Origin of the sequence: Salinispora pacifica DSM 45544, from assembly GCF_000378845.1 — a bacterium.
Lineage (GTDB): Bacteria > Actinomycetota > Actinomycetes > Mycobacteriales > Micromonosporaceae > Micromonospora > Micromonospora pacifica.
Window position 1 is genome coordinate 4,644,613 of record NZ_KB905359.1, and the last position, 13,778, is coordinate 4,658,390.

Annotated in this window: 9 protein-coding genes; 7 read left to right on the forward strand and 2 right to left on the reverse strand. The window is 67.0% G+C overall.

The window, feature by feature from the left end; all coding sequences use genetic code 11:
• Positions 1 to 78: 78 nt before the first annotated feature.
• Positions 79 to 4,362, reverse strand: a complete 4,284-nt coding sequence (locus SALPAC3_RS0121395) for a GH92 family glycosyl hydrolase (protein ID WP_026185790.1) — start codon at positions 4,360 to 4,362, stop codon at positions 79 to 81.
• A 305-nt stretch (positions 4,363 to 4,667) separates the two neighbouring features.
• On the opposite strand from SALPAC3_RS0121395, the gene SALPAC3_RS0121400 reads away from it, so the two are divergent.
• From SALPAC3_RS0121400 to SALPAC3_RS0121420, 5 genes are all read left to right on the forward strand, one after another.
• A complete protein-coding gene (locus SALPAC3_RS0121400) occupies positions 4,668 to 5,909 on the forward strand; it encodes an ABC transporter substrate-binding protein (protein ID WP_018223216.1) in 1,242 nt (413 codons plus the stop codon).
• A gap of 103 nt (positions 5,910 to 6,012) precedes the next feature.
• Positions 6,013 to 6,909, forward strand: a complete 897-nt coding sequence (locus tag SALPAC3_RS0121405) for a carbohydrate ABC transporter permease (RefSeq protein ID WP_026185791.1) — start codon at positions 6,013 to 6,015, stop codon at positions 6,907 to 6,909.
• Complete coding sequence (locus tag SALPAC3_RS0121410; protein ID WP_018223218.1) at positions 6,906 to 7,799, forward strand: carbohydrate ABC transporter permease; 894 nt, start codon at positions 6,906 to 6,908, stop codon at positions 7,797 to 7,799. Before SALPAC3_RS0121405 ends, SALPAC3_RS0121410 begins: the two co-directional genes overlap by 4 nt.
• A gap of 1 nt (position 7,800) precedes the next feature.
• Complete coding sequence (locus SALPAC3_RS0121415; RefSeq protein WP_018223219.1) at positions 7,801 to 9,078, forward strand: AGE family epimerase/isomerase; 1,278 nt, start codon at positions 7,801 to 7,803, stop codon at positions 9,076 to 9,078.
• On the forward strand, positions 9,075 to 10,037 hold the full coding sequence (locus tag SALPAC3_RS0121420) for a carbohydrate kinase family protein (RefSeq protein WP_018223220.1): 963 nt from the start codon (positions 9,075 to 9,077) through the stop codon (positions 10,035 to 10,037). The genes SALPAC3_RS0121415 and SALPAC3_RS0121420 overlap by 4 nt, the downstream gene beginning before the upstream one ends.
• A 74-nt stretch (positions 10,038 to 10,111) precedes the next feature.
• Here SALPAC3_RS0121420 and SALPAC3_RS0121425 read toward each other — a convergent pair whose 3' ends face one another.
• A complete protein-coding gene (locus SALPAC3_RS0121425) occupies positions 10,112 to 11,128 on the reverse strand; it encodes a LacI family DNA-binding transcriptional regulator (RefSeq protein WP_018223221.1) in 1,017 nt (338 codons plus the stop codon).
• Between the two features lie 401 nt (positions 11,129 to 11,529).
• Here SALPAC3_RS0121425 and SALPAC3_RS0121430 point away from each other — a divergent pair, with 401 nt between their 5' ends.
• Together SALPAC3_RS0121430 and SALPAC3_RS0121435 are read left to right on the forward strand one after the other, a co-directional pair.
• The gene (locus SALPAC3_RS0121430) at positions 11,530 to 13,137 is read left to right on the forward strand and encodes a glycosyl hydrolase family 18 protein (protein WP_026185792.1); all 1,608 of its coding nucleotides are present in this window, start codon (positions 11,530 to 11,532) and stop codon (positions 13,135 to 13,137) included.
• Between the two features lie 140 nt (positions 13,138 to 13,277).
• Positions 13,278 to 13,766 (forward strand): hypothetical protein, encoded by a 489-nt coding sequence (locus SALPAC3_RS0121435; protein ID WP_026185793.1) that lies wholly within the window; start codon positions 13,278 to 13,280, stop codon positions 13,764 to 13,766.
• Positions 13,767 to 13,778 lie beyond the last annotated feature (12 nt).

The window sequence follows — 13,778 nt, forward strand, 5'->3', positions numbered from 1 at the left end:
GGCAACGGACACCGGTGGGATGCCGCACCGGGAGCAGGCCGGGGCCGACCACCGTGCCAGCGGCCGGCCCCGAAATCGTTACAGGTCCTTACACTGCCCGGAGGTAGGTCCCCGCACCGAGTTCGGCACCCCGTTGTCGGTGGGCGCGACAGTGTTGCGGGAGCACGACAGGGGCCCGTCGACCGACGCCGCCGCGATCACCGGCGCCTGGTTCTGCGTCAGAACCACCGGTCCGGCGACGGTGGTGCGTTCGATGCTCACCTCGCCGGTCACGTGGGACACCGCCAGCGGCCCTCCGAGCTGGACCTCCCGAAGTACCACCGCCTCGGCCCGGTTGGCGGCGACCGGACCGGAGATGGTCGAGTCAACCGCGTGGAGCGCGGCACCGGATCGCACCGTCACCGGCCCGTCGATGGTTGCCTCGGACAGGCACGTCACCCCGGACTCGACCTTCAGCGGCCCCTTGACGGTGCCGCTCACCGTCTTCGTACACGAGGGGGAGGTTGTGGCGAGCAACTCGACCTCGGCGAGGACGGGGACGGAGTCGCCGCCCTCGGGCGTGAGCCGGTAGTGCAGGTACCGCCCGGGCCGGTCTACGGCGAAGGACCGGGTCTGCAGTCGCCAGGTGAACTCCGCACCGGCACGACTGTCGATGGTGGTCCAGGTGTCTCCGTCGTAGGAGCCCTGCAGCTGCCAGCCCACCGGGTCGGTCCCGGTGTCCGGCCCCGACGTGAGGGTGTAGTGCGTGACCCGCTCCGGGGCGCCCGCTACCGCCCACCGCACCGGCGCCGCCACCGAAGCCGAGGTGGTGGAGGTGTTGTCGGCCAGCGCCGCGGGACCACCGGTCACCGCGATGTCGGACATCGGTCGGGGGGCCGCACCGGAGGGGGTGAGGGACGGGGGGAGGTCCGCTTCGCCGCTGCCCCAGGAAGACGGCTGCGAGCCCATGGTGAAGTCCAGCACCGCGCCGCCGGCCAGCACCTCGTGTGAGATCGAGGTCTGCTGGTACGGCTTCCCGTTGACCTTGAGGCCCTGCACGTAGACGTTGTCGGCGCTGTTGTTCGGCGCGTTGACGACGATCTTCTTACCGTTGTCCAGGTGCACGGTGGCCTTCGTGAACAGCGGTGAGCCGATCACATAGTTCTCGCTACCCACCTGGAGCGGGTAGAGGCCCAGCGCGCTGAACAGATACCACGCCGAGGTCTCGCCGTTGTCCTCGTCGCCGGCGTACCCCTGGCCGATCTCACTGCCGATGTACAGCCGGGACAGCACCTCTCGTACGATCTTCTGCGTCTTGGCCGGCTGGCCGGCGTAGTTGTACATCCAGGGAATGTGGTGCGACACCTGGTTGCTGAAGCCCCACATGCCCATCCGGACGTCCCGGGCCTCCCGCATCTCGTGGATGATCCCGCCGTACGAGCCGGGGAAGGTCCCCGTCTCCGGCGTGGCGAAGAACTCGTCCAGCTTCTCGGCCAGCGCCTCCCGCCCTCCGTACAGGCTGGCGAGGCCGGCGCCGTCGTGCGGGACGTGGAAGGCGAAGTTCCACCCGTTGGTCTCGGTGTAGTCGTGCTCGTGCCCCCACACGTGCGGCTCGTACGTCTCTGGCGTCGACTTCCACTGCCCGGACGCGTCGCGCCCCTGGAAGAACTCGATCGCCGGGTCGAAGGTGTGCGTGTAGTTCAGCGCCCGGCTGCGGAAGTACTCCGCCTCCTCCCGGTAGCGGGACCGGTCGGCCTCCGGGGTCTCCGGGTCCTCGGCCAGCTCGGCGGCCATGTTCGCGATGCCGAAGTCGTTGATGTAGCCCTCCAGCGCCCAGGAGACGCCTTCGGAGACCGCGGTCGAGGTGTACCCGTGGAAGATCGATTCCGGTAGGCCCTTCCGGCCGACGCTGCTGTTGTTGGCGTTCCCGGGTGGCACGACGGTGGCGTTGCGCACCGCCGCGTCGTACGCGGCCCTTACGTCGAAGTTGCGCACCCCCTTGACGTACGCGTCGGCGAACGAGACGTCCGAGCTGGTGCCGGTCATCAGGTTCCGGTAGCCGGGGGCCGACCACCGCGACACCCAACCACCGTCCCGGTACTGCTGGACGAAGCCGTCGACGAGTTCACCGGCGGTGGTGGGGCTGAACAGCGCGTACGCCGGCCAGGTGGTGCGGTAGGTGTCCCAGAAGCCGTTGTTGACGTACACCTTTCCCGCTACCACGTCCGCGCCGGTCTCGGTTGGTGTGGTCCCGGGTGGCAGGGTGCTCGAGGTGGACGACTGCACCGCGTGCTTCCACACCGGAGCGGTTGCCGTTCCGACGTTCTCATGTGCGGAGTTTGGGTAGAGGAAGAGCCGGTAGAGGTTGGAGTACAGGGTCACGAGTTGCTCGTCGGTGGCGCCCTCGACCTCGATGACATCGAGCTTGTCATCCCAGAGGTCCTGGGCGCGGGCACGGATGGTGTCGAAGGTGTCGTTTTCGGCGATCTCCAGTGCCAGGTTCTTCCGAGCCTGGTCGAGAGAGATCAGCGAGGTCGCGATCCGTAGTGTCACGACCTTTGCCGTCGACGTGTCGAAGGCGAGGTAGCCGGTCACGTTGTCGCCACCGCCACCGGTCAACCCACCGTGGGCGACGACGGGGCGGTCCACCGTGCCATAGACGAACATCCGGGTGGCGCCGCTGCCCAGCCGGGTGTCGGAGTAGCCGGTCACGGTTCCGTCGGGGTTGAGGGTCAGGCCGCCCTGGTTGTTGAGGTTGTCGAAGATCAGGTTGCCGCGGTCCCCGGTGAAGGTGAATCGGAACATGGCGGCGTGGTCGGTGGGAGTGATCTCCGTCTTGAGCCCGTTGTCGAAGGTCACGCCGTAGTAGTGGGGCTTGGCGGTCTCGTTGACATGTTGGAAGGCCAGTGCCCGCGCCGTTCTGTCGGCGTTTGGTTTGTCGCTGGTTGCCGCGGGCATGACCTGGAAGGTCTGCCGGTCACCGATCCACGGGCTGGGCTCGTGGCTGGCGGTGAACGCCTGGATCGTCGGCCGGTTGTCGGCGTTGTTGTCCCGTTGGTATTGGTAGACCCAGCTGTTCGAGCCGGCGTCGGTCATCGGCGTCCAGAAGTTGAAGCCGTGTGGCACCGCGGTCGCCGGGAAGGTGTTTCCCCGGGAGAAGTCGAAGCTGGAGTTCGTACCCCGGGTGGTCAGAGCGTAGTCGGAGAGCCGCTCGTAGGTGGGGCGCTCGGGGCTCCCGGTCACTCGGATGTCGTCCACCCAGCCCCGGAAGGTGCCGGGGCCGGTGCTGCTGTCGTACCCGATCAGAATTCGATCGATCCGCTTTCCCGCGGCCACCTCGCCGAGGGACGATCGTTTGCTGTTCCACTGGTCGGCGTAGAGCGACTTGGTGGTCCCCTGCTTCGATGGGTGTAGACCGAAGCCGTACTGGTCAACCGCGTTTAGGTCGCTGAGGTAGGTGCCGTCGTCGAAGGCCAGGTCGACCGCGGCGTAGGTGCTCGGATAGTCGAGATCGCCCCGGGTCAGCTCGGGGAAGATCAGGTACGACAGTTCGCTGGTTGCGGTGACGTCGATGTCAACATCAAAGATCTTGTTGTAGGCGTAGCCGCGTCCGTCAACGGTTTGTCCCCCCGAGTACCGCAGCGCGTGTTTGCCGCTCCAGCCGGCGTTGGCCTTGGCGGTGGGGCTTCCCGCGGGCCCGTTGTCAACGACGCTGTACATCGGTGTCGGCGGCTTTGGGGTGGTGTCGCCGTCGGAGAGCTGGAGATCCGCCAGCTGGACGATGTCCGCGCCGTGGTTGGCCGTGATGTCCAGGCGGTAGTGCGAGTACTCGGTGTCGTTGCTGAACCGGTACTCCTTGGTCTGGAACCGTTCGGGGAAGTCCTGCCCGGCCTGGGTGTCGAGGGTGACCCAGGTGTCGCCGTCGGTCGACCCCTGCAGCTCCCAGTCCTGCGGGTCCCGCTCCGGTACGTCGTTGGCGGAGGTGAGCGCGTAGTGCACCACCGTCGCCGGTGTCTCGAGCTGGGCCCGTACCCAGCCGGTGGGCTCGAAGACCAGCCACTTGGTGGACGCGTCATTGTCGATGACCCGCCGGACGGTTTCGTTGGGCGGGTTGTCGCCGTTGGCGGTTACCTCGGCGATCGTGTCATTGATGTTGCCGGGGATTCCGCCGGAATCTGGATTCCCGGTTACGCCGGACATCTTGGGTTTTCCGGCCGCGTCGGTTTCCACGGTGTTGGTCCACGTCGGATGCGAATCGTCGGAATCGAACGAGGAGAAGAAGTCGGTGTCGAGCGACGGTGCCGCCGCTGCTGGCAGTTGGGTGCCCGGTATCGCCAGGCCAACCGCGAGCACGGTGGCTATCGCCCTCCGGTGTCTGCCCACGTGATCCTCCAGGGGGTCGTCAAGCGTGCGGGGGGTCACGCTTGAGGGTCGGAAAAAGCGTGTCGGCAGGAGACAACGTTGTCAATAGGTTGGTGAATGTCTTGGGTGGGCCTCCGGTGGCGCGATTCATGATCGCCGCGCCAGAGTGGCTGTAATAGGGGAGTTAAGTGGGTTTTGACGGATCGTATCGTGACGCCATCGTTACTTTTTCGTAGCTTGGTCGACGTTGACGAAGACTGGCCGCAGCGAAAGTGTGGTGGCTCTTAGACAACGATGTCATCCCTAGCGGAGGAAGCATGGGCAGGATGCGTAGGGCGGCCGTCGCCGCGGTTGGGGCGCTCGCGTTGCTGTCGCCCGCCGCCTGCGGTGGTGCCGACAGCGGGGCCGACCAGGAGGTGGAGGTCTTCACCTGGTGGGCCGACGGGGGCGAGAAAGCTGGCCTCGACGGTCTGGTCGCTGCCTTTGACGAGCAGTGTGACTACTCGTTCGTGAATGGGGCGGTGGCGGGCGGCGCCGGTTCGAACGCCAAGCAGGTGCTGGCCTCCCGGCTCCAGCAGGGCGACGCGCCGGACACCTTCCAGGCGCACGCCGGCGCCGAGTTGTCGGACTACATCGCGGCGGGCCAGATCGAGGATCTCAGCGCCCTGTACGAGGAGTGGGGCCTCACCGAGGCGCTGCCGCCGGGCCTGATCGACAACCTCAGTGTGGACGGCAAGGTCTACTCGGTGCCGGTGAACATCCACCGGTCAAACGTGCTCTGGACGAACACGTCGGTCCTGGTCGACGCTGGTGTCACGGCCGAGCCGACGACGCTGGCCGAGCTCTTCACCGCGCTCGACACGTTGCGGACCGCGGGCGTCAGTGCGCCGCTCGCGATCGGCAAGGACTGGACCCAGCTGATGCTGCTGGAGGCGGTCCTGATCAGTGACCTCGGCCCGGAGAGCTTCACCGGCCTCTGGACCGGTGCGACCGATTGGAACAGCCCCGAGGTCACCCAGGGTCTGGAGAACTACAAGCGGCTGCTCAGCTACACCAACACGGACCGGGACACCTACGACTGGACTGACGCCGGCAAGCTCCTCATGGACGGCAAGGCCGGCTTCTTCCTGATGGGGGACTGGGCCCCAAGCGACTTCGAGACCAAGGGCTTCACCGACTTCGACCACCTCGCGTTCCCCGGCAACGGGGACACCTTCCAGTGGCTCGCCGACTCCTTCGTGTTGCCGCAGGGCGCCGATAGCCCTGAGGGCACCAAGTGCTGGCTGAAGGCCGTCGGCAGCGCCGAGGGACAGCAGGCGTTCAACATCAAGAAGGGCTCCATCCCCGCCCGTACCGACGTCACCGAGGCCGACTACCCCGCCTACCAGCAGTCGGCCATCCAGGACTGGAAGACCGGCACGCAGGTCCCGTCCTGCGCCCACGGCGCCGCCTGCTCGCAGGGCGCCATGGAGGCGGCGAACTCCGCGATCGGCAAGTTCTCCAGCGATCAGGACCTGGCGGGACTGCAGCAGGCGATGTCCGCCGCCGCCGCGCTCGGCAAGAACTAGAACGGCTCGCAGTTTCGGTAACCGCACGGCTGGCGCTCTCGCTCGTCGTGCGGTTACCGGTCCCGGTTGACACCCGTCCGCCCGAACCCACCAGGAATCTGCCATGCTTACTCGCGTCCGGCGATGGGGACCCGGCCTATTGCTGATTTCCCCCTCGTTGCTCCTGCTTGGAGTGTTCGTCTACGGTCTCATTGGTTGGACGATAAAGGTCTCGATGTCGGATCGGCACACCGCCGCTGAGTCGGACGGCTTCGTCGGGCTGAGTAACTATGTCGATCTGTTTGCCAACGACATCAATGGCCGGTTCCTGCACTCCCTACGGAATCTGCTGATTTTTACCGTCGTCTTTCTGCTCGGCACGATGCTGCTGGGCCTGCTCTGGGCGTTCCTCCTGGAGCGCGGGGTTCGGGCAGAGGGGCTGTTCCGGACCGTCTACCTGTTCCCCATGGCAGTCTCGTTCGTCGCCTCCGGTGTGGTCTGGCGATGGCTGATGAACTCCGGGCAGGGTGACGACGCTGGCGGCCTGAACGCGGTCTTCGGGCAGTTGCATCTTGACTTTCTGCAAAACCCTTGGTGGACCGACCCGGAATGGGGCATGGTCGCCATGGCGGTCCCGGCGATCTGGCAGCTCTCCGGCTATGTCATGGCGCTGTTCCTCGCTGGTTTTCGTGGCATTCCGGCAGAGCTTCGCGAGGCGGCCGCGGTCGACGGAGCCAGCACCTTCCAGCTCTACCGGCGGGTCCTCTTTCCGCAGCTGACCCCGGTGGCGCTCTCCGCGTTGATCATCGTCGGACACATGTCCATGAAGATGTTCGACCTGATCATGTCGGTCTCCGGCGCCCAGTGGCTGACCGAGGTGCCGGCCGTCTACGTCTGGCAGACCCTGTTGACCAGTGACTACGCCAAGGCCTCGGCGATCTCGGTGATTCTGTTGCTGCTGGTCGCGCTGGTCATCGTGCCCTACCTGGTGCAGACGATGAGAACGGAGCGACGTTCGTGACCACCACGACCACCCAGCGGACGTCCCCACCGGCCGTCACGGCGCCGCCCCCGCCGCGTCGCCGTCCCGCCGCCGGCGTGATCGGGCGTACCCTCCGGTACGGCCTGCTGCTGCTCTTCCTGCTCATCGTGCTGATGCCGGCGTACGTCCTCGTCGTGACCAGCTTCAAGTCGGGCTCTGACATCGGCGTGAACGGGCAGTGGAACCTGCCCGAGCAGTGGAGCACCGAATCGTGGGCCAAGGCGTGGGCGGCCCTGGGCCCGTCGTTCGTCCGGACCTTCCAGCTCGCCATTCCGGTCGCGGTGATCTCGTCGCTGCTCGGTGCGGCGAATGGCTTCGTCCTGTCCCGGTGGCGGTTTCCCGGTGCGGACATCGTGTTCACCCTGATCCTGTTCGGGATGTTCATCCCCTACCAGGCCGTGATGATTCCGCTGCGGGATGTGGTCAGCACCCTCGGGATCGCGCCGGGTATTCCTACGCTGATCTTCGTGCACTGCGTCTACGGCATCCCGATCTGCACGCTCATCTTCCGTAACTACTACGCCACCACGGTGCCGGTGGAGATGGTCGAAGCCGCGTGGGTCGATGGTGCGGGCCTCATCCGTACCTTCCGGTCGATCATCCTGCCGGTGTCCATTCCGGGCTTCGTGGTCGCCGTGATCTGGCAGTTCACCTCGGCGTGGAACGACTACCTGTTTGCGATCTTCCTCTCCAACACCCGTAATGGGCCGATCACGATCGCGCTCAACGCGCTCGCGGGAGCTCAGTCCCCCGACTACGCGGCCTCAATGGCCGGGGCGCTGATCACCTCGTTGCCCACGCTGGTTGTCTACGTACTCCTGGGTCGCTGGTTCATCGGTGGCCTCATGGCGGGATCGGTGAAGAGCTGACATGACCGAACATCTCTCCGGCCGGCGGCCGACGCGAACCGGCCCGACCCCGGACACCGCCCATCAGCAGCTCCTCGCCGACCAGCGCGCCGCGCTGCTGCGCGCCGCCCGCACCTCGGTTCGGCCCGAGGGAGGGTTCTGGTGGTTGGGCGAACATGGCGGCCCCGACCCCCGTCAGCCGCTGCACACCTGGATCGCCTGTCGGATGACCCACGTCTTCGCCCTGGCACACCTGCAACAGACCCCGGACACCGCCGACGTGGTTGACCACGGCGTCGCCACGCTGCGCAATACCCTGCGGGACGCGCGGCACGGCGGTTGGTTCAGCGCCGTGGAGCTGGGTGGGGAACCGGTCACGGACCGGAAGTCCGCGTACGAGCACGCCTTTGTCCTCCTGGCCGCGAGCAGCGCGACCCACGCCGGCCGGCCCGGCGCCGACCAACTCCTGGCCGAGGCGATCGCGGTGGTGGGCGAGCGGTTTTGGGACGAGACCGCCGGTCGGACCCGGGAGTCGTGGAGCCGGGACTTCTCCGAGCTGGAGCCCTACCGGGGTGCGAACAGCAGCATGCATATGGTCGAGGCGTTCCTGGCCGTCGGTGAGGTCACCGGGGACCGTCGCTGGGCGCAACGCGCGCTGGCGATCTGCGAGCACCTGGTGCACGGGGTGGCCGCCCGACACGACTGGCGGCTGCCCGAGCACTTCACCGCCGACTGGGAACCGCAGCTGGACTACAACCTCGACCAACCCGCGGACCCCTTCCGGCCGTACGGGTCCACGGTGGGCCACTGGCTGGAGTGGGCGCGACTGCTGCTACACCTTGAGACCGCGCTCGTTGCGCCCCCGCACTGGCTACTCGAAGACGCGCGCGCGCTCTTCACCGCGGCGGTCACCCGGGGCTGGTCGGTTGATGGGGCGGATGGATTTGTCTACACCCTCGACTGGTCGGACCGGCCCGTGGTTCGATCCCGGATGCACTGGGTGCTGGCCGAGGCGATCGGGGCGGCGGCGACCCTGTGGCGGCGCACCGGCGACCACTACTACGAGCACTGGTACCAGACCTTCTGGGACTACGCCGTCCGCCACCTCATTGACCCGAAGACCGGAGAGTGGCACCACGAGCTGGACGAGCTGAACCAGCCGGCGAACCGGGTCTGGCACGGCCGCCCCGACGTCTACCACGCGTACCAGGCCGTCCTGCTGTCCCAGGCGCCGATAAAGCCCAGCCTCGCGGGTCTGTACGACCCGATGGGGACCGATCAGGTGGAGGTAGACCGGTGATCGCGGTTGTTGGCGAGGCGCTGGTCGACCTGGTCGCCGAGGACAAGGCCGGGAGCTACCGGGCCGTACCCGGCGGCTCACCTGCCAATGTCGCACTCACCCTGGCCCGGCTCGGGCAGCCGGTCCGGCTGCTCGCCCGGCTCGGTAGTGATGGTTTCGGCCAGCGGATCCGGGGCCACCTGCACGCCAACGGAGTCGACCTGACCTGGGCGGTTTCCGCGGTCGAGTCAACCTCACTGGTGGTGGCCACGCTCGACGACTCCGGCCAGGCCACCTATCAGTGCTACCTGGCTGGGACCGCCGACTGGCAGTGGACCACGGCCGAGCTACCAAGCTTCGAAGACACCGGGCTCACCGCCCTGCACTCCGGCTCACTGGCACTGGCCCTGGCACCGGGCGCGGCGGTGGTGGAAGATCTCTTCGCCCGGGAGCGGGACCGCGGGGCGCGTACCCTGTCGATCGACCTCAACCTGCGCCCCTCCATCATCCCCGACCGCGTCGGGGAGCAGCGCCGGGTGGAGCGACAGGTGCGCTCCGCGCACATTGTCAAGGCGAGCGAGGAGGACCTTGACTGGCTCTACCCAGACCGGACCATCGAGCAGGTCATGGCCGAGTGGCGGGCTGCCGGGGTGGCCTGCGCGGTGGTGACGCGCGGCGCTGCCGGTAGCTGTCTGCTGGCGCCGGACGGGGAGATGTACCGGCAGTCGGCCCGGCGGGGTGAGGTGGTCGATACCGTCGGTGCCGGTGATGCGTTCACCGGCGGCCTGCTCGCCGCCCTCGCGGACTTCGGTGCGCTCGGCGAACAGCCCGGGGCCCGTCTCGCGGCCGTCACCCCGAACCAGTGGCGCCAGGGGCTGCACCAGGCCAGCACCATCGCCGCGCTCACCTGCGGCCGGCGGGGGGCCGATCCACCCACGCTCGCCGATGTCGTCGCGGCGCTTCCCCTAGGGCCAGGGTAGCGATCTGGGCCCGGCCGGCGGAAGCGTCGGCCGGGCCCCGTTGGTGCTCGGCGGTCCCGGGCGGCGGGCTGGCGTCAGCGCGGGCCGCGGTGAACCAGCTGTGTCGGCAGGACCGAGGTCGACGGCCACGACCGGTCTCCACCGATGCGTTCGAACAGTTGCTCCGTCGCGACCCGTGCCAGTTCACGTTCGTCGTAGGCGATGACGGTCAACGGTCGCGGCATCAGATGGGACAGTTCAAAGTCGTCGAAGCCAACCAACGCCGCGTCGCTGCCTCGGTCATGAAGCTCCTGGAGTGCGCCGAGGGTGAGGCGGTTGTTGGCGCAGAAGAAGGCGGTGGGCTGGTCGGCGAGGCCGAACATGTCTGCCACCGCCCGGCTGGCCTGCTCGGGACCCTCTAGCCCACTTCGCACCAACGCCTCGTCGTACGGGATACCGGAACCCGACAACTCGGCCTGTACGCCGGCCAGCCGCTCACGCATTGTGTAGACGTTCAAGGAACCCAGTAACAGGCCGATCCGTCGGTGCCCGGCGTCGAGTAGTGAACGGATTCCGGTGCGACTTCCGCCCTGGTTGTCCAGGAGTACCACATCGGCGAGGAGTTGCCCGGGTGGTCGGTCGATAAACACCGCCGGAAGGCCCATCTCCACCTCCCGCCGAAGAAAGGAGTGGTCTGTTCCGGCGGGAACCACGAGCAAGCCGTCCACCCGGCGCTGGACCAGCTCCAGCAACAGTGTGCGCTCGCGGTCCGGATCCTCCTCCGAAGAGGCGGTGATCAGCAGTGTTTGGTGTGCCGCCGCGATCTCCGCTGCGACACCCGCGACCGTCGCGTAGAACGGGTTGGCGATTTCTTCGATGAGTAGGCCGATCGTCGCGCTGAGCTGCCGGGATCGGAGATTGCGGGCGATGCCGTTGGGCCGGAAGCCCAACTCGGAGATGGCAGTCATCACTCGTTCGGCAAGTTCGGGGCCGACGGTTGGCTCGTTGTTGACCACGCGGGAGACGGTCTTCAAACTCACACCGGCACGTCGCGCGACATCCACCATCGTGGGCCGTCGAGGCTGGGGCAGTTTGGTTGGGTGATGCAGCATTGCGCCGTCCTTGTCGGCCCGGGTCGCCGGCTCCGTGGCTGGACCCGAAAGATGGCGTGACCTTACCAATCGCGCTACTGCGAACCAAACCGCTCTAGCGTACGTGCGAAAGAACGTCCCCGCGGGTGTGGAAAGGGCTGCCTTCCGCCGCGTGCGCTTCCGGGGGAAGCTACTTCGGGGGCGGTTTTGGCGAAAAACTTACTCTTTCCGTCATGCGTGGAATTTCAGGCTTTATGGATTTTCCAGTTGTGTTGGGTGGCGTGCGACGCATGTACAGCGGGTTCGCCGGTGTTAACCAGAGCGTTCGAATGCGATGTGTGTGAACTTCTTGACGAATTTGCGCGCTGTGAGTAACGTCTCAAATAATTAACAAAGTTTACTAACTATTTGAGGAGTGTTACATGAAGAGATCACTTCGCCGGGCTCTCTGGGTTGGCGCCGTAGTCGTGTTGGCAGCCGCGTCTGTTCCGATGGCCTCTGCGTACGGAGCGGGCAGCGTCACCGCCACCTTCAACCAGGTGCAGGACTGGGGGACCGGCCACTCGGCGAAGGTGACGGTCACCAACGGCTCGAATGAGTCGGTGAGCACCTGGCGGATCGAGTTCGACCTTCCTGCCGGGACCAGTATCGGCGTGTTCTGGGACGCCGACGTCACCCGCACCGGGAACCACTACGTCGCGGTCAAGAAGAGTTGGGCCGGGCCGCTTGCCCCGGGTGTCAGCTTCAGTTGGGGGTACAACGGGACCGGCCCCTACCGAGCGCCCCTGAACTGCACGATCAACGGTGTTGCCTGTTCCGGCGGGTCTGCCCCACCAACCACGTCGCCCCCGACCACGTCACCTCCGACGAGCGCGCCCCCGACCACGCCGCCCCCGACCACCGCACCCCCCAGTGGTGACCACAAGATTGTCGGCTACTTCACGCAGTGGGGTGTCTACGACCGCGACTACCACGTCAAGAACATCCACACCAGTGGCTCGGCAGCGAAGCTGACCCACATCATGTACGCGTTCGGCAAGACGGCAGGTGGGCGCTGCGGGATCGGCGACAGCTACGCCGACTACGAGAAGGCGTACACCGCGGCGGGCAGCGTGGACGGCGTCGCCGACACGTGGGATCAGCCGTTGCGGGGGAACTTCAACCAGCTGCGCAAGCTCAAGGCCATGTACCCGCACCTCAAGGTGATCTGGTCCTTCGGCGGCTGGACCTGGTCCGGCGGGTTCACCCAGGCAGCGCAGAACCCGACCGCCTTCGCCGAGAGCTGCTACAACCTGGTTGAGGATCCGCGCTGGGCGGACGTCTTCGACGGCATCGACATCGACTGGGAGTACCCGAACGCCTGCGGTCTCACCTGTGACTCCAGCGGACCAGCCGCGTTCAAGAACGTGGTGGACGCGCTGCGTGCCCGGTTTGGCCCGTCGGCACTGATCACGGCCGCGATCACCGGCGATGCCAGCAACGGTGGCCGGATCGACGCTGCCGACTATGCCGGCGCGGCGCCCACGCTCGACTGGATCATGGCCATGACCTACGACTACTTCGGCGCCTTCAGCCCGCAGGGTCCGACCGCCCCACACTCGCCGCTCTACTCGTACTCCGGCATCCCGCAGCAGGGCTTCTGGTCCGACGCGGCGATTCAGAAGCTGAAGAGTAAGGGGGTCTCGGCCGACAAACTGCTGCTCGGCATCGGCTTCTACGGTCGAGGTTGGACCGGTGTCACCCAGACGGCGCCAGGTGGCACCGCGACCGGCCCCGCTTCCGGCACCTACGAGGCGGGCTTTGATGACTACAAGGTTTTGAAGAACACCTGTCCGGTAACCGGAACGGTCGGTGGCACGGCGTACGCCAAGTGCGGCAACAACTGGTGGAGCTACGACACCCCGTCCACCATCGGCGGCAAGATGACCTACGCGAAGAACGAGGGTCTCGGCGGAGCGTTCTTCTGGGAACTCTCCGGTGACACGACCAACGGTGAGTTGATCAGCGCCATCGAGGGCGGTCTCGGCTAGCCCGGCCGCCGCCCGATCGACCCGGGCGGGGGAGGGGCCACGGATCGCTCCTGCCCCGCCCGTGTCGGTTGGACCGGCGCTCCGGCCGGTGTGACAGACTCGCCGGTCGACGGTCGGAATCCATGGCGTTCGGAGGTGGCATGCGTACGGCGTACCGCAGGCTGGGGCTCGGCGTGCTCGGCGTGAGTCTGCTGGCGACCCTCCTTGGCTGCAGCGCGGACGAGCCGACGGAGTCCGCCGAGCAGGCGCCCGCGGTGGAGAGCGCAACCAAGGCGCGGGAGCGGGTGCAGGCGTACCTTGACGCGGTGGCGGCCAAGGACGTGGCCGCCGGCCGCAGCCAGTTCTGCGCTGTGGTGCATCCGGCGTTCGACGCCGTCGCCACCGGACCGAGCGGCGACTTCGCCGACCACTTTGAGGTGTCGCAGGCGCAGATCACCGAGGTCGGGCCCGGTCCGCGGGGCGAGGAGGTCAGTGCGACGGTGTCGGTGACCTCCGGTGCGGAGGAGTTGGTCCGCCCGCTGCTGTTCACGGTCACCCGGGACGGGGCTGACTGGTGTATCGCGAGTGAGACACCCGGCAGTACGGCGTCCGCGTCGGCCGGGGCTCCGGAGCCGACCCAAACCCCCTGATCTGGCTGTCTG